The sequence below is a fragment of the Streptomyces sp. NPDC050504 genome (genome assembly GCF_044458065.1).
In the GTDB taxonomy this organism is placed as follows: Bacteria; Actinomycetota; Actinomycetes; order Streptomycetales; family Streptomycetaceae; genus Streptomyces.
Map to the genome: position 1 here is coordinate 162,415 of NZ_JBITHO010000012.1, position 22,102 is coordinate 184,516.

A 22,102-nucleotide genomic window follows, 5' to 3' on the forward strand; every position below is an offset into this window, starting at 1 on the left:
GTTCCCCCTAGTCGCGGAACCTGAGCACGGTGGTGAACCCCTCCGCGTCGTCGGCGAATCCGGTGCCGATCAGCGTGGTGGCGGGTTCCTTGCGTCCGAAGCCCGCGGAGTACCAGCCCAGCGGCGGCTCGCTCTGGCCGTGGTACGTCCGCCAGGTCAGCTCCCCGGGCAGGTCGAGTTCCGCGGAGCGCTCCTCGCCGTCGCGGGTCCAGGTGAGGACGGCGCGGTCGCCCGTCAGGTCGGCGGTGACCGCGGGGCCGAGGTGGAACGCCAGGCGTACGGGCCCGCGCTCGCCGCGCACCTCGTCGACCACCGTCAACTCCGCCGTCTCCCGGGACAGTTCGACCCTGCGGCGGTGTACGGAGCCCTGGTAGCCGTCGTGTTCGGCGCACCAGCGGGCCGTGTCGCCCCCCGGCTGCGCGACGAGCACGCGGGTGCGGGCGTGCCGGGTCCACAGGAACGGGCCGCCGGAGACCGACTGGTCCCCGCCGTCCAGTTGCAGGGTGTTGTGGCCGAGGGTCGACCTGAAGTACTGCCGCCACTCGGGCTGCCCGTGGTAGCAGTAGGTCCCCGGGTCGGCGAGGACGTCGACCCCGTCGTGCCTGACCTCCACGGACAGCGCGTCCGCGTGGGCGTGCGCGGCGATGGACAGGAACCCGTGCGGGCCGCCGTCGCAGCGGCACCAGATCCCGCCGGGGCCGCGCAGGATGGTCGTCCCCGCGTCGGCGAAGTGGTCGGGGCGGGTCTTCGGTCGGCCTGCGGACGGCGAGTACGGCTTGACGAGCGCGGCCAGCAGCGGGGTGCGCGCGTCGGCGGCCGGGACGGCCGGCCACCAGTCGAGCCGGCCGAACACCGCGCCCCCGGTGGCCAGCAGCGAGGCCCACCGGTCGGTGCCCGCGCCGTCCACGACCAGGCCGTGCCCGTCGTCCGCGTCGCCCTGGCGCGGCGGCCGCAGCCGGTCGTCCACGACGGCCGCGAGCGCGTCGGTCATCCGCAGCAGCACGAGCCGGACCGTCGCGGGGACCGGTACGCCCGCCGCGTCGGCCTCGGCCACCGCGGCGAGGCCCAGTTCCAGCACGAGCCCGTGGTACTCGGTGGCCAGCTCGCGGTTGAGCCCCGAGACGAAGGTGTTGCTCCGCAGGTGCCGCTCCAGCAGCCGCAGCGCGTCGGTGCGCCACCGCGCGGACGTGGGGAACCAGCCGAACGCGCAGGTCGAGGCGAGCTGTCCGGCGGCCTCCGCGACGACGTGGTTGTTGGCCGACGAGCCCCGGCTGGGGAAGGCGGCCAGCCAGCGCTGGTGGTGCCAGATCTGCTCGCGCGCCACCGGGTTGCCCTCGAACAGGTCGCGGGCGCCCGGCCAGCCGTCGAGCAGCCGCCTGATCCACACCCAGGACAGCAGCCGGATCCCCAGCTCGATGCCGCTGATCCAGTGCACGCCGCGCAGCGGCGGGTTGGCCGTCCACCACGACCGCAGGTGCTCGGCCACGCGCTCGGCGTACCGCTCGTTGCCGGTGACCGCGTAGGCGGCGGCGAGCACGGTGAGGTACTGGTGCCGCGACGGCTCCCAGATCTGCTTGATGTCCCCGACCGCGTCCTCGTCCCGGTAGGGCACGTCGAAGGCGTAGCCGTCCGAGGCCCTGCGCCCGGTCTTCGGGTCGTACCACCAGTCGGGGTCGACCAGGTCGTCGCGGGCCACCCCGAAGAACTCGGCGTGCCCGGACATCAGCCGGTCCGCCTCGGCGACGAGGCGCTTCACGGCGTCCTGCGGCACCGCGGCGAGCGCCTCGGGCGGGAGCACCGCGGTGAACCGGGCGCCGGTCGCGTCCGGGCCGGCCGGCGGCGCCGCGCGCCAGCGCCGCCTGCGCACCGCGTCGCCCACCCGGCCGCCGACCTCCTGCGGTCCCATCCGGGACAGCCGCCGGAGGTACCAGGCCGCGCTCATGGTCATGACGTCCTCGCCAGCGTGACCGGCGCGCCGGCGGCCAGGCCGCTCTGCACGGCGAGGGTGGCCGCCGTGGTGGCGACCAGCGACTCCAGCGGCACCGGCATGGCGCCGCCGGTCCGCACGGCCTTGAGGAACGCGTCCAGCTCGGCCTGCTGGCCCTTGTCCCTGGCCTTGGGCAGCCGTGAACTGACCCACCGCTTGCGGCCGTAGACCGAGGCGCGGACGAAGTCGTCGAGCCGCAGCGCGCGTCCGTCGGCGACCATGTCCAGCGTCTCCTTGGGGAAGCCGGAGGGGCCCGTGGTGACGTAGCTGATGGTGGCGTTGGAGCCGTCCGGGTAGCGCAGCACGACCTGGAGGTCCTCGTTGCCCGACGTGGCGATCGAGTACACCGACGCCGGGTCGGCCCCCAGCAGCCAGCTCACCGTGTCGATGAAGTGGCCGCCCTCGCCGACGAACCGCGAGCCCTCGCTGCCCTGCTGGAGGTACCAGCTGCCGTGTCCGAGGCGGCCCGCGTTGACCAGGTAGCGGACGTTCGCAGGGCCCGTCCTGAGGCCGAACTCCTTCTTGGCCTCCTGGAGCAGCGGCGCGAACCTGCGGTTGAAGCCCACCTGGAGCCGGTCGTTGCCGGACTCCTCGACCGCCGCGAGCACCCCGGCCAGTTCGGCCTCGTCGAGCGCCAGCGGCTTCTCCACGAACACCGTCTTGCCCGCCAGCAGGGCCTTGCGGGTCAGTTCGGCGTGCGAGCTGTGCCGGGTGACCACGAACACCGCGTCGACGGAGTCGTCGCCGAGGACCGCGTCGAGGTCGGTGGTCGCCTTGGCGAAGCCGAACTTGCGCTGGGCGTTGGCGGCGGACAGCGCGGTGGTGGTGACGACCGTCGAGAGCGCGACGCCCTCGCGCTCCGCGAGGTGCGGCAGCAGCATCGACGTCGCGTAGTTGCCCGCGCCGACGAACGCGAGGCGCACCGGGGCGCCCGCGGGGCGGCGCGGCGGCGTGAAGGTCCGCGTGCTCCGCTTGACCTCGGGCACGGCCACCTCAGGGGCCTCGGCCTCCACCGCTCCGTCCGTCTGCCCCGGGTACTGGAACAGCACGGCGACGGCCTTCAGGTCGCCGTCCTTCAGGCTCTGGTACGTCTTGACCGCGTCGTCGAAGTCGGCGACGTGGGAGACCAGGGGGCCGACGTCGACGCGGCCGCGGGCGGCGAGGTCGAGGAAGCACGCGAGGTTGCGGCGCTCGGTCCAGCGCACGTACCCGATCGGGTAGTCGCGGCCCTCCAGTTCGTACTCCGGGTCGTAGCGCCCGGGGCCGTAGCTGCGGGAGAACCGGACGTCGAGTTCCTTCTCGTAGTACGCGTTCCACGGCAGGTCGAGGCGGCACTTGCCGATGTCGACGACCCGGCCGCGGTCCCGGCACAGCTTGGCGGCCAGCTCGACGGGCCCGTTGCTGCCGCCGCCCGCCGCCAGGTACACCTGGTCCACGCCGTGGCCGCCGGTGAGTTCGGCGACGGCGGCCTCCACGGCGGCCGACTCGGGGTCGCCGCAGGCCGCGGCGCCCAGCCGCTCGGCGAGTTCGCAGCGCGTCGGGTCGGGGTCGACGCCGACGACGCGCACGCCCGCCGCGTCCAGGAGCTGCACGACCAACTGCCCGATCAGCCCGAGGCCGATGACCAGCGCGACCTCGCCGAGCTGCGGTTCGCCCTGGCGCACGCCCTGCATGGCGATCGACCCGACGGTGCCGAAGGCCGCGTGCTGCGGCGCGAGTCCTTCGGGCACCGGGACGTAGAGGTTCTTCGGCACCCAGTTCAGCTCGGCGTGCAGCGCGTGCTCGTTGCCCGCGCAGGCCACCAGGTCGCCGACGGCCACGTCGTCGACGCCGGGGCCGACCTGCTCCACGATCCCGCACAGCGAGTAGCCGAGCGGCGTGTAGGAGTCCAGCTTGCCCATGACCTTGCGGTAGGTGGCGGGCAGCCCGTTGGTGGCCACGCTCTGCATGACCTTGGCGACCTGGTCGGGGCGGGAGCGGGCCTTGCCCACCATCGACATGCCGGCCTCGGAGACCTTCATCATCTCGGTCCCGGTGGAGATCAGCGAGTAGGCGCTGCGGACCAGCACTCCGCCCGGCTTGCACCCCGGCACCGGCACGTCGAGCAGCGCCAGTTCGCCGCTCTTGTAGTTCTGCACAACCTGTTTCACCGAAGTCCTCTTGCTCTCTACGCCGTCAGGCCGCTCGACTCTGGTCAGTGCCAGAGGTCGCGCCGCGATACCAGTACTCAAGGGTCAGCACGTGCCACAGATGCTTGGAGTAGTCCTGGTGCCCCGCGGCGTCGTCGGCGACCATCCGGGCCAGCGCGTCGCGGCGCAGGATCCCGGAGCGGACCAGCTCGCCGTCGTTGATCACCTCGCGCACCAGCGGGGCCAGGTCCCGGCTCATCCAGGCCCGCAGCGGGGCGCTGAACAGGCCCTTGGGCCGGTAGACGATCTCCTTGGGCAGGATCGAGGTGGCCGCCTCCTTGAGCACCGCCTTGCCCTGCCGACCTGCGATCTTGCGGCTCCCGGGGAAGGCGAACGCCGCCTTGACCACCTCCACGTCCACGTACGGCACCCGCACCTCGGTCGACGCGGCCATGCTGGAGCGGTCCGTGTACGTGAGGTTGAGGCCCGGCAGGAACATCCGGGCGTCGCCCAGGCACATGCGGTTGACGAAGTCGTCGAGGTCGTTGTCCCGGTAGACGTCCGCGTGCTCGGTGAGCACGTCGTCGACGGTCCCCGCCAGGTCCGGGTCGATCAGGGCGAGCAGTTCGTCCTGGTCGTACATGGTGTAGCTGCGCCGGAACGCGGTCTCCTCCGGCAGTTCGGCGAAGGAGAGGAACCGCTTGGCGAACCGCACCGACCGCAGTCCCCTGTTGGCGGTGGCGACCGGCAGCCGGTCCACGGCCGCGAACACCCCGCGCCGCAGGGGGCGCGGGACGCGCTGGTAGCGCAGCGCGAGCAGGTTGGCGTAGTGCTTGCGGTACCCGGCGAACAGCTCGTCGGCGCCCATGCCCGAGAGCATCACCTTGACCCCGGCCTCCCGGGCGGCCGTGCAGATCAGGTACGTGTTGATCGCGGCGGGGTCGCCGATCGGCTCGTCGAGGTGGTACGTCATCTGCGGCAGCAGGTCGAGGACGTTCGGGGCGATCTCGATCTCGTGCAGGTCGACGCCGAAGCGCCGGGCCACCTGCCGGGCGTAGCGCAGGTCGTCGGGCATCGCCTCGAACTTGGCGTCCTCCGCGCGGAATCCGATCGTGTAGGCGGAGATGCCGGGCTGGTGGCGGGCGGCGAGCGCGGTCAGGTAGCTGGAGTCGAGGCCGCCGGAGAGGAAGGTCGCGACGGGCACGTCGGCGAGCAGGTGCCTGCGCGTCGAGTCCTCGATGACGGCGGCCAGGTCGGGCAGTTCGCCGCTGCGGGCCCGCTCCTGTCCTTCGGCCGCGACGTCCTTGAGGTTCCAGAACCGGCCGCGCTCCACCCGGCCGTCGGGGCGGCACCTGAGCCAGCTGCCCGGCGGCAGCTTCTCCGCCTCGCGGAACGCGCAGCGCGAGTCCGGCACCCAGTAGTAGAGGAGCGAGGACACCAGCGCCGCGTGGTCCACCTCCAGCGTGCCGCCGGTGGCGGCGGCGAGCGCCTTGAGCTCGGAGGCGAACACCACGCCCGTGCCGCGTCTGAGCAGGAACAGCGGCTTGATGCCGAGCTGGTCGCGGGCGAGGACGAGTTCGCCGGTGCGCTCGTCGAAGACGCCGAGCGCGAACATGCCGCGCAGCCGGTGCAGGCAGTCGGTGCCCCAGCGGCGCCACGCCTCCAGGAGCACCTCGGTGTCGGACGTGCCGCGGAAGCGCACTCCGCCGGACTCCAGCTCGGCGCGCAGCTCGGGCGCGTTGTAGAGCTCGCCGTTGTAGGTGAGGGCGAGGCCGTCCTTGACCATCGGCTGGGCGCCGGTCTCGGACAGGTCGACGATCGCCAGCCTGCGCTGCCCCAGGTGTACTTCGCCGTCTCCGGCGGGGTGGTTGTAGCGCCCGGCCCCGTCGGGGCCGCGGTGGGCGAGGGTGTCGGTGAGCCGGTCGGTGACGATCTTGCCGTCCGGCCACTGGTACGTGCCTGCGATGCCACACATGTGCTACTGCGCCTCCTGGTCGATGTCCGGAACCCGTGCGGCCCGCATCGGCATCCGCAGCCGGCCCGTCCCGTTCGGGCGGGCCGGCCGCTCGCTATGTCCCCGCAGTGCGATGTGCAGCCCGTCCCACAGCGTGCCGTCGGTCCTGTCGCGCGGATCGGGGTCGATCAGCACCACGCCGAGCACCGGGATGTGCTGGTCGGCGAGTTGTCGTGCGACGGTGTGCAGCCAGGCGGCGCTGCCGTGCCCGGCCCGGACGACGAGCACGGTCTGGCCCCCGAGGTACTGGAGGTCGGTCCACGCGGTGCCGGGCGCGACCGAGCCGACGCCGATCCGGCGCGTCTGGTGCGGCAGCGCCGCGGCTTCCTCGCCGCTGACCACGGTCGGGGCTCCCGGCTTCCCCCCGCCGTTCGCGAGCTGCGGTCCCGGCAGGCCGTCGACGACGGCCACGGGGCCGTCGTCCGCCAGCGCGGCGGCGACGTCCAGGGCGATCTCGCTCGTGACGCGCGCACAGCCCAGTTCCAGCAGGGACACCGGTTCCCCGGAGCCTCGTACGGTACGGGCCAGGGTCAGGGTGAGCCGTTCGCGCGCCACGCGGTCCCGCCCGCGCCGCCACACCTTGAACGAGAGGCGGGGCGTGCGGCGCAGCTCCGCGATGACCGACGCGCCGATGTTCGCCGCGACCTCCCGGCGCAGTACGGGCCGGTCGGCGACCACCGAGCCGACCGCGGCCACCGCAAGTCCGAGGGCGAGCCCGAGGACGAACCCGATCACGGCGTTGGTGGCGAGGGCCTTGGGCAGGGAGTGCGGCACCATGCGCGGGGCGTCCACGACCTGGGTGCCGGAGATGACCCGGGGCACGCCGATGCGGGCCTCTTCGGCGCGCTGGTCGAAGTCGGCGATCCGCGAGTTGAGTTCGGCCCTGCGGGCGAAGAGCGACTCCGTGCTGGCCGACGTCTTCGGGTCGCTCTGCGGCGGCTGGTCCCCGATCTCCTTGTTGACCTTGGCGAGTTCGCCCTTCATCCGGTCGCGCTGGGCGAGCAGGGCGTCGGACTCGGCCTTCGCCGCCTCCCGCATCCGCCTGACGTGGTCGGCGATGAACGCGGCGGACAGCGCCTTGACGCGGGCCAGCGCCGCGGTGTCGCTGTCGGCGGTCACGGTGATCTGGAGCAGGTTGTTGGTCACCCCCGTGCCCTGGTACTCCTCCATGAAGTCCTCGGGCTTCTCCGCGGACTTGAGGGTCTTCAGGGCCTCCCCGGCGATCCGGGTGGTCTTCAGCAGCTCGATGTCGGTGCGGATCAGCGTTCCCATGTCGTTCGGCTGGTCCTCCTGGTGCGCGACCAGCAGTTTGGTCATCGCGGTCGGCGGCGGCGGCATCAGGACCGCGACCACCGCGCCGAGCAGCATTCCCAGGAGCGCCAGGGACGACCAGAGGCGGCGGCGCCTGCGCACCGACACCACCAGTGCCTGGAGGTCTACGAGCGGAGCGGCGGTCGACGGCTCTGCGGTCCTGCCGGTCACGCCGGTCACGCCGAACCGCCCCTCGCGTCGTCGCCCGCCGCCACCGGCACGGCCCGCTGCTGCGGGGGCTGTTCGGCGGTCCGTCCCGTACGGGCCCGTACGGGGTCGGAGACGACGACGCCGACGACCTCGTGCCGGGCGTCCGCGCACGCCTCGGCGATGCCCGCGAGCTCCACCGCGGTCCAGTTGCCCGCGCTGAGCACGACCAGGGCGCCCGAGTCGGTGGCGCGGTCCGGCACCAGCGGGCGGGCCATCTCGACCTCGACCACGCGCAGCGCGGGGTCGCCCTCGGCCTCGGCGACGAACTGTGCGGCGGCCCGGTGGGCGGTCTCGTCGCCCTCCGGCACGACGACCAGCAGCCGCCGGGGGGCGGGCAGCTTCTCCCTGAGGCGGGTGCGCACCCGCCGGTAGCGGACCTGCCTGCTGGCCTCGTCGCCCGAAACCCGCGCCGCCGGTACGTCCCACCGGGTGTCGACGCCCAGCAGACGGCGCACCAGCGCACCGGGTCCGCCGCTGTCCGGGCGGCGCGCGGGGCGCTCTCCCGGCACGTCGACGGTGCCCAGCAGCGCGGTGCCAAGCGCCGCCGCGATCTCGGGGGCGGTGCGCAGCCTGCGGTTGATCCGGGCGGCGGTGAGGTGGCCGATGACCGCGAGCAGGAAGGACAGCGCCGCCCCCGCGGCGATGAGCTGCACGCGCGTCGGCGGGGCCTCGCCGGTCGGTTTGGCGGCCGGGCCCATGACGACCATGGTGGCCTTGTTGGCCGACGGGTCGGCCTCCTCCAGCTTCTTCATGGCGTCCTGCAGCGCGGTGCGCAGCTTTTCCAGCTCGGTGCGGGCCTGCACGCTCTCCACGGTCTGTCCTGGGTCGGCCGCGTTGGCCAGGTCGGTGATGCGGGTGTTGGTCTGGGCGACCTTCTTCCGCAGCGCTTCGGGTCCCGTCTCCGGGTCGGCCGCGGTGTCGGCGCCGGTGATCCGCGCGGCGAACGCGACGAACTGCCGGGCCATCTCGTCGGACAGCCGCTGCGCCCGCTCGGGGGTCTCGGCCGTTCCGGAGAGTTTGATGATGTTTCCGTCCGCGACCGTGGCGCCCACCCGGTCCCGCAGGTCACTGCCGCCGACCCCGGCCCAGCCGAGCGTCGCGGCGGTGCGGTCGACCACCGCCGAGGTGGTCGCGATCTCCGCCTGGGTCAGCAGCTCGCGTTCTTCCCACTGCCCGGGAAGCAGCACCGAGACCGATGCCGTGTAGCGGGGCGGGAACACCACGGACGCGCCGTAGCCGACGAGCGCGCCCACGGCGGCGAGCACGACGAGCAGCCGCCACCGCCGACGGAGGATCCGCCCGATCGTGACCAGACGTATCGTGTCATCGCTCAATGGTGCGGCCTCCTCCCCGCCCGGCCCTGGTCGCCCGCCGACACCGGAGCGTGGTCACGGCATGCGGCGGCGTAGGCGTCGAGCAGCGATCTCTGGGAGTTCCGCCAGGAGAGCGGTCCGTTGATCCGCTCCTGGCCGATCTTCCCCATCTGGGCGCGCTTCTCCGGGTCGTCCAGCAGCAGTGCGACGAGCTTGGCGAACTCGGCCTCGTCGTTGGCGGGGGCGTAGACGGCGGCGTCGCCGGCGGAGACCCGCGCCTCCTTGAGGTCGAACGAGACGATGGGCCGGCCCATCACCATGTATTCCAGGACCTTGTTCATGGTCGACACGTCGTTGAGCGGATTGTGCGGGTCGGGCGACAGGCACACGTCCGCGGTGGAGAGGTAGCGCGCCAGGTCGGCGTCCGGGATGCGCCCGGTGAACTGCACCTGGTCGGCGAGTCCGAGCTGCCGGGAGAGCTCCACCATCGCGTCGAAGGTGTCGCCCGCGCCGACGAACACCGCGTGCCAGTCGGTCCTGCCGAGGTCGTCGCGGAGCTTGGCGAGGGCGCGCAGGGCGTAGTCGACACCGTCCTGCGGGCCCATCACGCCGAGGTAGCACAGCAGATGGGGCTTGCCGCGCTTCAGCTCCTCCTCGGGCGGCACCGGCTGGAACCGGTCGGTGTCGGGCGCGCTGCGCACCACGAACACGTCCTCGGGCCGGCGGCCGCCGCGGTGCACCGCGACGTCGCGGTAGCTCTCGTTGGTGGCGAGCACGACGTCGGCGGCGCGGTAGGTGCGCCGCTCCAGCGCGCACACGGCGCGGTAGAGCAGGTCCTTGCCGCGGTCGAACCGGGAGAGGTACAGCTCGGGGACCAGGTCGTGCTGGTCGAAGACGAAGCGCGTGCCGTGCCGCCGCTTCAGCCACCGGGCGGGCAGGTACAGCAGGTCCGGCGGGTTGCAGGCGTGGACCACGTCGACCGGGCCGATCCTGCGGGCCAGCCTGACGGTGTGCCAGAGCGCCGATCCGTACTCCTTCAGGTAGCCGGACGGCCCTCCGGTGGCCGCGCTCAGCGGGTAGCGGTGGATCCGCACCCCGTCGATCTCGGTCTCCAGTTCGGTGTCGCGCTTCGTGCCGCGGGGGCAGATGACGTGCACCGTCCAGCCCGCGTCGCGCAGCGTCGTGCATTCCTGCCACACCCGCCGGTCGAACGGCACCGACAGGTTCTCCACCAGGACCAGTGCGCTGCGGGCGTGCCCGGCGCTGTTGGTCGTGTTACCAGACAAGGCCCATGTATCCCGGTTCGGTCCGGCGCTCTTCGGCGTCGGGAAGGCGGACGAGGTCGACGATCGTTGGTCCTTCGCCGTGGGGCAGTGCGGCGAGCACGGCCGGGTCCTTGGTGCCGACCAGGCACACCTCGGCGTGGTCCATCACCTCGTCGACGGAGTCGGAGAGCAGCTGCGCGAGGTGCGGCAGCCGGGTCTCGATGTACTCGCGGTTCGCGCCGAGCAGCCGGGAGAGGTTCACGTTGGGGTCGTAGATCCGCAGGTCGTAGCCCTTGCCGAAGAGCCGCTCGGCCAGCTCGACGAGCGGGCTCTCGCGGAGGTCGTCGGTGCCGGGCTTGAAGGACAGGCCGAACAGGCCGACCTTGCGCTTGCCGGTGCGCTCGACCATCTCCACCGCGCGCTGGAGGTGGTCGGCGTTGGAGGGCAGCACGTGGGCGAGGATGGGCACCGACACGTCGGCCCGGTGCGCCGCGTGGACCAGGCTGCGCAGGTCCTTGGGCAGGCAGGAGCCGCCGAAGGCGAAGCCGGGGCGCAGGTAGGCGGGGCTGATGTTGAGCTTGCGGTCGGCCGTGAAGACGTCCATGACCTGGTGCGGGTCCACCCCGAGCGCCTGGCACACCGCGCCCAGTTCGTTCGCGAAGCCGATCTTGAGGCCGTGGAAGGCGTTGTCGGCGTACTTGATGGCCTCGGCGGTCGGGATCGGCACCCGGAACACCTCGCCGGGCAGCTCCTCATACAGCGCTGCCACGACGTCGCCGCTCGCCTCGTCGAGCTGGCCGATGACGGTCTTGGGCGGGTCGAAGAAGTCCTTCACGCTCGTGCCCTCGCGCAGGAACTCCGGGTTGACCGCGACCCCGATGTCGACTCCGGCGGTGCCGCCGACGGCCTTCTCCAGGATCGGCACCAGCAGGTTCAGGCAGGTGCCGGGGAGCATGGTGCTGCGGAACACGACGGTGTGCCGTCCGCCCCGCTCGGCCACCGCCGTGCCTATCTGCTCGGTGACCCGCTCCAAGTAGGTGGTGCACAGGCTGCCGTTGGGCTCCGACGGGGTGCCCACGCAGATCAGCGACACCTCGCTGTCGGCGATCGCCTCGCGGACGTCGGTGGTGGCCCGGAGCGCTCCGGTCCGCACGACGTCGGCGATGAGTTCGCCGATCCGTTCTTCGACCACCGGGGCCTTGCCCTCGTTGACCAGGTCGACCTTCACCTGGTTCACGTCCACTCCGATGACCTCGTGGCCGAGGCTGGCCAGGCACGCGGCCGACACGCAGCCCACGTAACCGAGCCCCAGGACGCTGATCCTCATGACTCTTCCCTCCCCCCGGTCAGGCCCTTGTGGCCTGCCGTCCGCGCGCCGCCCGAGCGACGCCCCCCGTGCATCAATTGCCCCCGTACATCCAGTTGGGCCCCTTGCCCCCGAACCGCCACCGCACTCAGTAGGCCCCTTGCCCCTGGAGCACCGCCCGCAGCGTCTTCCACAAGATCACCGTGTCGAGCGCGAGCGACCAGTCCTCCACGTACCGCAGGTCCAGCCGTACCGCTTCCTCCCACGGCAGATCACTGCGTCCGCTGATCTGCCACAGGCCGGTGAGGCCCGGCTTGACGAGCAGCCGCCGCCGGATGTCGGGGCCGTACGCCGCGGATTCCTCCGGCAGCGGGGGCCGCGGGCCGACGAGCGACATCGAGCCGTTGAGCACGTTGAAGAGCTGTGGGAGTTCGTCGAGCGAGTACCTGCGCAGCACCTTGCCGACCCGGGTGACCCGGGGGTCGCTGCGCATCTTGAACAGCAGGCCCGCGCCTTCGTTGCGGTCTGCCAGCTCGTCGCGCGCCCGGTGGGCTCCGACGGCCATGGTGCGGAACTTGAAGATGGTGAACTCGCGGCCGTCCTTGCCGACCCGGCGCTGACGGTAGAACGCCCCGCCCCTGCTGTCCAGCAGGACGAGCAGCGCGACGAGCAGCATCAGCGGCGCCAACAGGACCAGCAGGATCACCGCGCCCATCCGGTCGACCACCTCCTTGACCACCCGGCGGCCCCCGGTGAAGGCGGGCATGCTGAGCCTCAGCAGCGGGATGCCGAGCACCGCGTCGACGTGCAGTCGCGGTCCCGCCACCTCCATCAGCACGGGGGCGACGACCATGTCGGCGTCGCTGCCTTCGAGGTTCCAGGCCAGTCGTTGGAGCCGGTCGGGGGTCCAGTGCGGGTCGGGGGTGACCGCGACGACGCGGTAGCCGTCGCGGCGGACGTGGCCCGCGACGTCGTTCAGCCGGCCCACGACCGGCACCCCGTCGAGCTGGTCGCCGTCGAACCCGATGCCGTCCGCCGTGCACACCGCGTCCACGCGCCAGCCGAGGTGCGGGAACTTGCGGGCCCTGGTGATCAGGTCGTGCACGGTGGCCGGACTCCCCGCGGCGAGCACCGGTCTCAGGCAGCGGCCTTCTTTGCGCTGTTTGTGCAGCCAGAGCCGGAGCAGGTACCGCTGGGTCATGGTGAGCAGCGCGATCGCCGGTATCGCGACGAATATCCAGAGCTTGATGTTGCGCGAGGTGAGGGCTATGCCGGCGAGCGCCAGGACGACGGCCGCCGCGAAGAGCGAACGGCCGAGCCTGCGGAACTCCTCGGCGCCCTGGCCGAGTACGGCAGGGGCCCACGAGCGGCTGACCCCCAGCGCGCCCAGCACCAGCAGTTCGGTGCCGATGGCGAGGATGCGCCACTTCTCGTGCCAGTTGGCCGCGTCCCGGGCTCCGAAGAACCCGCCGATCGCCGCGACCACCAGGGCGGTGGCCACCGTGTCACTGATGATCACGGCACGCCGGTACCGCTGCTCCCAGTCGGTCGCGGGCTGCCCCATCGCCCCGTTCATCAGACGCCCGCGCGCCGATGGGAACGGGCTGATTAATTCCCCCTGCTGTACAGACCCCCCCAGGTCACCAGCGGGCTCAACGTGCTCGCTAAACACGGTTCCTCCCCCCGGGAGGCCCCCGCCCCCCGCGCTGTTCCGCCCCTCGGGAGGCCCCCGCCCCCCGTGCCCGCGCCGTTCCTCCCCCCGAGGGGCCCATGGCCCCCCGCGTCATGACAATCCCGACTGCTTCAGCGCTGGTTGAACAACTCACCATGGCAGCAACGGACTTGCCTGTCCTGCCAATCCTTCAAGATGAGCCGAAACCCGTCGAAACCTTGCGTGCTCCCCGCACCCAAGAGCCCCTCGGGCCACAAGAATTGGCCACCCCCATGTCCGGTACCGGGGGCGCGCCCACTGGCTTTCCGTGGCGCCGGACCCGAAGATCGTTTCAGGTCGCCTCGATACCGATCAGCTGAAGCACGGTCAATCTAGACCATCAGCGGGGACGTGTAGAGGGGATGCGGTGAATTTGTGCGCAACCTTTGGGACCCGGTCCACCGGGTGGTAACCGCTTACGAGAACCCGGCCGCCGGGCACACCCATCACGACCTGCGACAACGGGAGTTGAAGCGGCGCGCGAACCGCTCCCCGACGGCTTCCGCTTACCCACACGGAACCCCGAAGATTCACCGGATGCACCCCCGGCGAACGGGGGGTGGAACCCATGGGTCCGCCCCCCGCGCCCACCCGCCCCGAGTCCCGCATGCCGGACCGCGTGGACGCCCCGGCGGACGTCGGCGACCACCCGGCACTGGCCGACATCATGCGCTTCGGCGAGGGGGCGAAGCCGCCCGGGGCGTCCGGGAATCAGATCGATTTCGAGCGGCGCCGATCGACGATCGCCGCCCCACGGCAACCATCGGCCCCCCGCGTCACGGACGAGGCCCCCTCGGCGCCCGCATTCGGGACGGTCGCCTTGACGGCGCGGACGACGGCGGAGTGCGCACCGGCGCGACGGCGGGTCCGGACACCCGGGTTCGGGCGGACGGCGGTTTCGGTTGTCGCGCGGGCGCCCGCTCCGGCGCCCGTAGCCGAGCGGGCGCCTCCTGTGCGTACGCATGGCCGCGGCGGCTCCGGCGGGCGACCACGCGCGCCCTGCGCCCCCGCGACAGCCCCGGCTCCGCCTCCACCGTGTCCCGGTGGGGTCCCTCACGGGGGTCGAGCGGGTCCGCGTCCGCTTCCGGGGGCCCGAGCCCTGGAGGGGGCGGCCCGTCGTCAATCGCGCGTCAAGGTCGGGCCGCCGCGCATAGGCAGCCCGTCAAGGAAGGTCGGTCGCGGCGGCGCGCGGTTCTAGCGTCCGTCCCATGGAGCCACGATTCGTCCCGCAGGCGCGGCGAGAGCCCGTACGTCACACCGTTCAGGACCGCGCGTGGGCCGGCGACGCGCGTGCCGCCGCCGGCTGCGGCGGGCTGCTGCTCGTCCTGTCGCTGACCGTGGACGCCGGGTACGGCGGGCTGACGCCCGGCGGCGCCGTGCTGTGGATCGTCCTGTCCGTCGCGCTCTTCGTGATCCTGCTGCCCGCACGGGTCACCGCGGCGCCCGGCCTGGTGACCGTACGGCACCTGTGGAGCAGCCGCACCGTGCGCACCGACCGGCTCACCGCCGTCCGGTGGCCCGACGGGATCGAGCAGCGGCTCGTCCTGCGCGACGCGGACGGCGGCCGGGCCAGGATCGAACTGCGGGTCCTCCTCGCGAACCCGGCGCTCTGGCTGCTCGTGGAGTCCGGCGCCCGCGCGTCCGCCGCGGACGGCACGCTGCGCAGCGGGGCCGCCTGCGTCGACCGCCTCGCCCGGCGCGTCGAACGCGAGGCGGCCCGCTCGGTGTTCTCCGTCTCCGGACTCGGCTGAGCCCGCGCCCACGGCCCCGGGGGCCACCGGACCACCAGGCCGTCGGACCGTCGGACCGCCGGATCACCGGATCACCGGGCCCCTGGCCGCCGGACCCCTGGACCGCCGGGCCACCGGGCCACCGGGCCACCGGGCCACCGGGCCACCGGGCAGTCGGGCAGTCGGGCAGTCGGGCAGTCGGGCAGTCGGGCAGTCGGGCAGTCGGGCCACTGAACCCCTGGTCACCGGGTCACCGGACCACCGGACCCCTGGCCACCGGGCCCCTGGCCGCCGGACCACCGGCCCCCCGGCCGTCGGCCCCCCGGCCATCGGGCACAGTCGGATTCACCGGGCAGCCGGGCCCCCGGCCCCCGGGCCCCAGCCCCCCAGCCCCCCGGCCCCGCCGTGTCAGCGGTTCGCGAGCCGGAACCTCAGGCGGCACACCACCGCGTCCGTCTCGCGGCGCACCGCGTGCGCCACCACCGCGCCCCGCTGGTTCTGCAGCAGCCGCTGCCACAGCCGCTCGGGCTCCACCTCGGGGACGAGGACGGTGACCCGCGTCCCCGGCGCGGCCGCCTCCTCGCGGACGTACGCGGCGATCGGGCGGCCCAGCGAACGGCGCTCGGAGACCAGCCTGACCAGCGGCACGCCCGGGTTCCACAGCGCCCAGTCGCGCTCCAGGGCCTCCGTGCGCAGCCGGTCCTCGGGGTCGGGGTGGCAGACGGTGACCGCGCGGACCTCGTCGCCCAGGGAGACGGCCGCCGTCAGGGCCTCGCTGGTGAGGCGGGTCAGCGACGAGACGGGCACCAGCACGAGCGAGCGCTCGCGGTGCGGCGCCTCGGGGACGCGGCCGATGCCCAGCCGCTCGCCGATCCCGTCGTACGCGCGGTGCACCGCCTCGAAGAGCGCGACGAGCAGCGGCAGCGCGATGACGATGAGCCAGGCGCCGTCGTGGAACTTGGTGGCCGTGACGACGACCGCCGAGACGCCCGTGAGCAGCGCGCCGAGTCCGTTGAGCGCCGCCCTGCCCCACCGCCCGGCGGCCCGCCAGTGCAGCACCATGCCGGTCTGGGCGAGGGTGAAGCCGACGAAGACGCCGATCGCGAAGAGCGGTACGAGGGTGTTGGTGTCGCCGCCGGAGAAGACCAGCAGTCCGGCCGAGACGGCGGCCAGCCACACCACGCCGTGCCGGTGGACCTGGCGGTCGGCCTTGAGTCCGAAGACGTGCGGCACGTAGTTGTCGCGCGCGAGCAGCTTCAGCAGGACCGGCAGGCCGCCGAAGGAGGTGTTGGCGGAGAGCGCGAGCAGCACCATGGTCGCGAACTGCACGACGTAGAAAGCCGCGTTGTGGCCGAGGGACGCGTCGGTGAGCTGGGCGAGCACGGTGACGCCCTCGACCGGCTGGAGGCCGAAGCGGGAGATCAGCACGGACAGGCCGATCAGCATCACGCCGAGCAGCGCCCCGAGGGCGACCTCGGCGCGCATCGCCCGGCGCGCGGCCGGGGCGCGGAACGCCGGGACCGCGTTGGCGATGGCCTCGACGCCGGTGAGGGCGGAGCAGCCGGAGGCGAACGCCTTGAGGAGCAGCAGGGCGCCGACGGTGGTGGCGTCGTCGGCGAGCACGGAGGCGTGGCCCGCGGACGCCTCGGTGGAGGCGGGCGCGTCGCGCAGCAGGCCCGCGACGATCACGACGAGTATCGCGCCGACGAAGACCGCGGTGGGGGCGATGAAGGCGCGCGCCGAGTCGACGATCCCGCGCAGGTTCACGCCCGTGACGAGGACGAGCACGCCCAGGCAGAGCCAGAGCCTGTCGTCGTAGAGGGCGGGGAACGCCGAGGTCAGGGCGGCGACTCCGGCGGTGACGGCGACCGCGACGTTGAGCACGTAGTCCAGGACGAGCGAGGCGGCCGCGACCAGGCCGGCCCGTCGGCCGAGGTGCGCCTTGGCGACCGCGTAGGAGCCGCCGCCGTCCGGGAAGGCCGCGATGACCTGTCGGTACGAGGCGACGAGCACGGCCAGCAGGGCGGCGATGCCGAGCGTGACCGGGAGCGTGAAGCCGAGGCCGTGGGCACCCGCGGCGGCCAGGACGAGGACGATGGCCTCGGGGCCGTACGCCACCGAGGCCATCGCGTCGAGCGAGAGCGCGGCGAGGCCGGTGACGGCGGTCAACTGGTGGCGCGCGCCGGGGTCCGGGGGTTCTCCGGTACGGGGTGCGGCACCGTTCTCGGGGGTCAGGACGGCCATCGCGGTCGAGCTCCTTGTGTGAGGGCTGGGGTCCGCTCAGGGTGGGGCCGCGGGAGGGCGCGCCCGGCCGTCGCTGGCGCTTTCTTGGCGCGCGAGGGGCGTCTCTTCACGCACTCTTGACGCGGTACGGGCAGGTGGGAGGCCCGATCGGGTGCGGGCGCGCCTCGGCCGCCGCCCTTCGGACGCGGAAGGCGCACCCTCGGACGCGGAGGACGCGTCACTTCGGCCGCCGCCCCTCGGACGCGAAAGGCGCGCCTTCGGACGCCGTCTCCTCAGCCGTCCGCCCGTGCGCCGCGGAACGCGCGGCGGTAGCTGTCCGGCGGCACCCCCACGACCCGCTTGAACTGGCGCCGCAGCGTCGTCGCCGTGCCCATGCCGGTGGCCAGCGCGATCGCCTCGACGCTCTGGTCGGTGGCCTCCAGCAGCTCCTGCGCGCGGCGCACCCGCTGGGTCAGCAGCCACTGGAGCGGGGGCCCGCCGACCACCGCGTGGAACTGGCGCGCCAGGTGGCGCGGGCTGGTGTTCGCCCTGCGGGCCATGTCGGCGACGGTCAGCGGCCGGTCGAGCCGCTGCCGCGCCCAGGCGAACAGCTCGGACAGCACGTGGTCGCCGCCCGCCCCGCCGACCTGCACCGGGGTCGCCACGAACTGCGCCTGGCCGCCGGGCCTGTGCGGCGGCACGACCAGGCGGCGGGCCACCGAGTTGGCGATCGCCGCGCCGTGGTCGAGGTGGACCAGGTGCAGGCACAGGTCGACGGCCGCGGCCTTGCCCGCGGCCGTGAGCACCCGGCCGTTGTCGGTGTAGAGCACGTCGGGGTCGACCTCGGCCAGCGGGTGGCGCGCGCGCAGCTCGTCGGTGTGCGCCCAGTGGGTGGTGGCCCGGCGGCCGTCCAGCAGTCCGGCCGCGCCCAGCACGAACGCCCCGGTGCACAGCGACGCGACCCGGGAGCCCGCTTCGTGGGCCGCGCGCACGGCGTCGACCAGCTCGGGCGGCGGGGGGACGTCCACGTCGGCGCAGGCGGGCACGATCACGGTGCCGGCTCCGGCCGCGTCCGCCAGCGGGGCGTCGGGCTCGACCGTGAACGGACCCACCTTCACCGGGCCCAGGCCGTGGAGCCGTACGTCGTACCAGCCGTTCGCGGCCTCGCGCGGCGGGTTGCCGAAGATCTCGTACGCCACCCCGAGTTCGAAGTGCAGCAGGTCACCGGCGGCCAGCAGGGCGACGGTCGAGGCAGCGGGCATGTCCGAAAGTGTACGGGGGCTGTCGTTCCGGACCATCACGGCCGGGCCCCGACCGCGACGAGACTCGACACCGGCAGCACTCGACAGCACGTACGCGACAGGAAATCGGGGACGTCACCATGAGTACAGCGGGCACGGTCGTGGTCTACGGCGCCACGGGGCACACCGGGCGGTTCGTCGTCGCCGAACTGCGCAGGCGCGGCGTCGCCACGATCGTCTCGGGCCGCGACGCGGCCCGCCTCGCCGCGCTCGCCGTCGAGGTGGGCGCCGTGGCGGCGCGGCCCGCCCCGGTGGACGACCCGGCGGCGCTCGACCGGGCGTTCGCGGGCGCGGCGGCCGTCGTCAACTGCGCGGGGCCGTTCGCGGTGACCGCGGGCCCGGTCGTCGGGGCGGCGCTGCGCGCGGGGATCCCGTACGTCGACGTGGCGGCGGAGATCGAGGCGAACGCGGCGATGTTCGCGGACCACGCAGGGGCCGCCGCGGCGGCGGGGGTCGTGGTGGTGCCCGCGATGGCGTTCTACGGCGGGCTCGGCGATCTGCTGGTGACCGCCGCGCTGGGCGGGCGGACGGCGGCGGACGCGGCGCACGTGGCGTACGGGCTGAGCGGCTGGCACCCCACGGCGGGCACCCGGGAGGCGGGCGCGGTCTCCCACGAGCGGCGCGGTGGCCGTCGAGTGCGGTTCGCCGGGGGCGGGTTGAGGTACCACGACGACGCGCCGGTCGAGCAGGACTGGGACTTCCCCGAGCCGCTGGGGCGGCGCAGGGTCGTCGCGGAGTTCAGCATGGCCGACGTGGTGACGGTGCCCAGCCACCTCGCGGTGCCCGAGGTCCGTACGTACATGGCGGTGGAGGCCGCGCGGGACCTGGCGTCGGCGGACACCCCCGGGCCGGTGGCCGTGGACGCCGAGGGGCGGTCCGACCAGCTCTTCGTGGTCGACGCGGTGGTCGAGGCGGACGGCGTCCGGCGCCGCGCGACCGCGCGCGGCCGGGACATCTACGCGGTCACGGCGCCGCTCGCGGTCGAGGCCGTGCGGCGGATCCTGGACGGGCGCACGCGGGCGAAGGGCGTGGTCTCGGCCGGGGCGGCGTTCGACGCGGCGGACTTCCTCGCGGCGCTGGCGCCGTACGTGGAGGTGGAGTTGCCGCGCTGACAGCCCGGCCGCCTGCCCTCCCGGCCGCCCCGCCGCCCGCCCGGCAGCCCGTGTCTACGGGTTACGTCGCGGTCGTGGGAGTGCGCGGCGGCCGCCCGGACTCCTCCCGCGCCGCGGTCAGCTCCGCCAGTCTCCGCAGCCCCTTCTCCGACGGGCTGCCGGGCACCGCGCTCCAGACGACGACCTGCTGCCCGGGGGTGACGGGGCTGGCCAGGGTGTCCCAGTCGAGGACCAGGGTGCCGACCAGCGGGTGGTGGAACTCCTTGTTGCCGCTGCCCTGCACGGCGACCTCGTGCGCGCCCCACCAGCGCCGGAAGTCGGGGTCGGCGGAGAGCCGGTCCACGAGCCGCTGGAGGCGGGGGTCGTCGGGGCAGCGCGAGGTGTTCATCCGCAGGTAGGCCAGGCAGGAGCGGGCGCCGCCCTCCCAGTCGCCGTAGAGGGCGCGCATCGCGGGGTCGTTGAAGACCAGCCACACGTAGTTCCGGTCCTCTTCGGGCAGTTCGCCGAAGTCCGTGATCAAGGCGGCCGCCAGCGGGTTCCAGGCCAGGACGTCCAGGACGTCGGAGAGGACGACGGCGGGGACCCCGGAGAGCTGGTCGAGGAGCCTGCGGGTGTACGGCGTGATGTCCCGCTCCCGTACCGCGCCCGCCGCCTCGGCCTGTGGGCGGCCCGCGAGTTCGAAGAGGTAGCCGCGCTGGTCGTCCGTGAGGTGCAGGGCCCTGGCGAGCGCGTCCAGGACGGGGACGGACGCCTGTATGCGGCCCTGCTCGATCCTGGTGTAGTAGTCGGTGCTGATGGCGGCCAGCTGCGCGACCTCCTCGCGGCGCAGGCCCGGCACGCGCCGGGGAGTGCCGGGATCGGGCAGTCCGACCCCGGCGGGCTCCAGTTGGGCCCTGCGGGTCTTGAGGAACGTACCCAGCGCTTTGGGGTCCTTGCCGACACTGCTCATGGCCCCAGTGTGGCGCGGGGACCGGCCCCGCGCGGGTCAGTCGGCACAATCGCCGTGCGGAACCGCGCGCCCCGCGGCGTCCTCGGGTGACGCCCCGTCCGTCCAGGAGGCGAGGATGCGCAGCGCGTCGTGGGACGGCGTGCCGGGCTCGGCGGTCCACAGCACGAGCTGCTGTTCGGCGTCGACGGTCGGGGCCAGGGTGTCCCAGTCGAGGGTCAGCTCGCCGACCACGGGGTGCCTGAGCACCTTCGTGCCGACACCGCGCAGCGCCACGTGGTGGGCGGCCCACCAGCGGCGGAAGTCGGCGTCCTGGACGGACAGCTCGCCGACGAGCGCGGCCAGGCGCGGGTCGTCGGGGTAGCGGGCGGCCTCCATGCGCAGCTGGGCCACGCAGGTGTGGGCGACGCCCTTCCAGTCGGCGTAGAGGTTCCGTACGGCCGGTTCCGTGAATACCAGCCGAATGTAGTTCCGGTGCTTCTCCGGGATTTTCGAGAAGTCCATGACGAGGGCCGTCGCGAGCGGGTTCCACGCGAGAATGTCCATACGGCGGCCGAGGACGATTCCCGGTGTGGTGCCGAGGTCGTCGAGAACCCGGCGCAGCCTGGGCCGCACCCGCTGGACGGTACGGCGGACCGGCCGCTCCGAGAGGCGCCCGGCGAGCTCGAACGCGTACGCGCGCTGGTCGGCGTCGAGGTGGAGGACGCGCACGAGGGCGTTCAGCACGGGCGCGGACACCTGCATCCGGCCCTGTTCGACGCGGGTGTAGTAGTCGGTGCTGATCGAGGCGAGCACGGCGACCTCCTCGCGGCGCAGCCCCTTGACGCGGCGCCTGCCCCCGAGGTCGGGCAGCCCGACCGCGCCGGGGCTCAGTTCGGCCCTGCGGGCCTTGAGGAAGGCCCCGAGTTCGTCGGGGCGCGCGTGAGTGCTCATGGCTACCAGTGTCCGTGGGGCGCGGCTCACGAGGGAGGGAGGAATTTATCCCTGGATGAATTCCTCCGGGGATGGAAATTTCCTCTGTAGACGGAACGCGGCGCGTGCGAGTTTGTTTTCGGCGGCCGACGCGTCGCGCAGGACAGCACACCGGAGAAGATCATGGAGTTCGTCAAACGCCGGGCCACCGCGAAGGCCCCGGCCCACCGGTTCACCGGGGACGCGTGGTTCGACGTCGTCCAGGCGGGCCAGGAGCCGTCCCCGATGCGGGCCGACCTGGTCAGGTTCGCGCCCGGCGCCCGTACCCACTGGCACTCCCACGTCCTGGGCCAGACCCTGCACGTGATGTCGGGCGTCGCCCTGGTCGGCACCCGCGACGGCACCGTGCTCGAAGCGCACCCGGGCGAGACCGTCGCCTGTCCGCCGGGCGAGGAGCACTGGCACGGGGCGCCCCCCGACCGGTTCATGGAGCACCTCGCGATGTGGGAGGGCGTCTGGGACGGCACCCCGGAGACGGACTGGTTCGAACCGGTCGCCGAAGAGCAGTACGCCCGCCCCCGCACCACCAGCCGCTGACCCCCTCGCCCCCTCTTTTCGCACCACAGGAGCAC

General features: G+C 73.4%; 15 protein-coding genes. 3 read left to right on the top strand and 12 right to left on the bottom strand.

All coding sequences use genetic code 11. The annotated features are described in order from the left end of the window. Positions 1-7: 7 nt before the first annotated feature. The 8 genes from ACIBNE_RS35515 to ACIBNE_RS35550 form a co-directional block, all read right to left on the bottom strand. On the bottom strand, positions 8-1,948 hold the full coding sequence (locus ACIBNE_RS35515; protein ID WP_399279128.1) for an alginate lyase family protein: 1,941 nt from the start codon (positions 1,946-1,948) through the stop codon (positions 8-10). Beyond that, positions 1,945-4,137, bottom strand: a complete 2,193-nt coding sequence (locus ACIBNE_RS35520) for a bi-domain-containing oxidoreductase (RefSeq protein ID WP_399279130.1) — start codon at positions 4,135-4,137, stop codon at positions 1,945-1,947. Before ACIBNE_RS35520 ends, ACIBNE_RS35515 begins: the two co-directional genes overlap by 4 nt. A gap of 25 nt (positions 4,138-4,162) precedes the next feature. Further along, positions 4,163-6,091, bottom strand: coding sequence for an asparagine synthase (glutamine-hydrolyzing) (gene asnB / locus ACIBNE_RS35525; RefSeq protein ID WP_399279132.1), 1,929 nt, complete (start codon positions 6,089-6,091; stop codon positions 4,163-4,165). Between the two features lie 3 nt (positions 6,092-6,094). Continuing rightward, the gene (locus tag ACIBNE_RS35530; protein ID WP_399279133.1) at positions 6,095-7,621 is read right to left on the bottom strand and encodes a Wzz/FepE/Etk N-terminal domain-containing protein; all 1,527 of its coding nucleotides are present in this window, start codon (positions 7,619-7,621) and stop codon (positions 6,095-6,097) included. Further along, positions 7,618-8,985 (bottom strand): Wzz/FepE/Etk N-terminal domain-containing protein, encoded by a 1,368-nt coding sequence (locus ACIBNE_RS35535; protein WP_399279135.1) that lies wholly within the window; start codon positions 8,983-8,985, stop codon positions 7,618-7,620. The genes ACIBNE_RS35530 and ACIBNE_RS35535 overlap by 4 nt, the downstream gene beginning before the upstream one ends. Beyond that, positions 8,982-10,250: a glycosyltransferase family 4 protein gene (locus tag ACIBNE_RS35540; RefSeq protein WP_399279137.1), complete on the bottom strand. Its 1,269-nt coding sequence runs from the start codon at positions 10,248-10,250 to the stop codon at positions 8,982-8,984. The genes ACIBNE_RS35535 and ACIBNE_RS35540 overlap by 4 nt, the downstream gene beginning before the upstream one ends. Next, on the bottom strand, positions 10,240-11,556 hold the full coding sequence (locus tag ACIBNE_RS35545; RefSeq protein ID WP_399279139.1) for a nucleotide sugar dehydrogenase: 1,317 nt from the start codon (positions 11,554-11,556) through the stop codon (positions 10,240-10,242). Before ACIBNE_RS35545 ends, ACIBNE_RS35540 begins: the two co-directional genes overlap by 11 nt. A gap of 127 nt (positions 11,557-11,683) precedes the next feature. Then, complete coding sequence (locus ACIBNE_RS35550; RefSeq protein WP_399279141.1) at positions 11,684-13,111, bottom strand: sugar transferase; 1,428 nt, start codon at positions 13,109-13,111, stop codon at positions 11,684-11,686. Positions 13,112-14,454: 1,343 nt separating this feature from the next. On the opposite strand from ACIBNE_RS35550, the gene ACIBNE_RS35555 reads away from it, so the two are divergent. Further along, positions 14,455-14,997 carry a hypothetical protein gene (locus tag ACIBNE_RS35555; protein WP_399279143.1) on the top strand — a complete coding sequence of 181 codons (543 nt, stop codon included), beginning with the start codon at positions 14,455-14,457 and terminating at the stop codon, positions 14,995-14,997. Between the two features lie 387 nt (positions 14,998-15,384). Here the strand turns inward: ACIBNE_RS35555 and ACIBNE_RS35560 are convergent, their stop codons facing one another. Beyond that, on the bottom strand, positions 15,385-17,220 hold the full coding sequence (locus ACIBNE_RS35560; RefSeq protein WP_399279145.1) for an APC family permease: 1,836 nt from the start codon (positions 17,218-17,220) through the stop codon (positions 15,385-15,387). A gap of 272 nt (positions 17,221-17,492) precedes the next feature. Further along, positions 17,493-18,461: a GlxA family transcriptional regulator gene (locus tag ACIBNE_RS35565; RefSeq protein ID WP_399279147.1), complete on the bottom strand. Its 969-nt coding sequence runs from the start codon at positions 18,459-18,461 to the stop codon at positions 17,493-17,495. Positions 18,462-18,580: 119 nt separating this feature from the next. Here ACIBNE_RS35565 and ACIBNE_RS35570 point away from each other — a divergent pair, with 119 nt between their 5' ends. Continuing rightward, a complete protein-coding gene (locus ACIBNE_RS35570) occupies positions 18,581-19,612 on the top strand; it encodes a saccharopine dehydrogenase NADP-binding domain-containing protein (RefSeq protein WP_399279149.1) in 1,032 nt (343 codons plus the stop codon). A 61-nt stretch (positions 19,613-19,673) separates the two neighbouring features. Here ACIBNE_RS35570 and ACIBNE_RS35575 read toward each other — a convergent pair whose 3' ends face one another. After that, entirely contained in the window at positions 19,674-20,561 is an 888-nt protein-coding gene (locus ACIBNE_RS35575) for a helix-turn-helix domain-containing protein (protein ID WP_399279151.1), read from the bottom strand. Between the two features lie 36 nt (positions 20,562-20,597). Next, positions 20,598-21,491 (bottom strand): helix-turn-helix domain-containing protein, encoded by an 894-nt coding sequence (locus tag ACIBNE_RS35580; RefSeq protein ID WP_399279153.1) that lies wholly within the window; start codon positions 21,489-21,491, stop codon positions 20,598-20,600. Positions 21,492-21,653: 162 nt separating this feature from the next. On the opposite strand from ACIBNE_RS35580, the gene ACIBNE_RS35585 reads away from it, so the two are divergent. Then, a complete protein-coding gene (locus tag ACIBNE_RS35585) occupies positions 21,654-22,067 on the top strand; it encodes a cupin domain-containing protein (RefSeq protein ID WP_399279155.1) in 414 nt (137 codons plus the stop codon). Positions 22,068-22,102 lie beyond the last annotated feature (35 nt).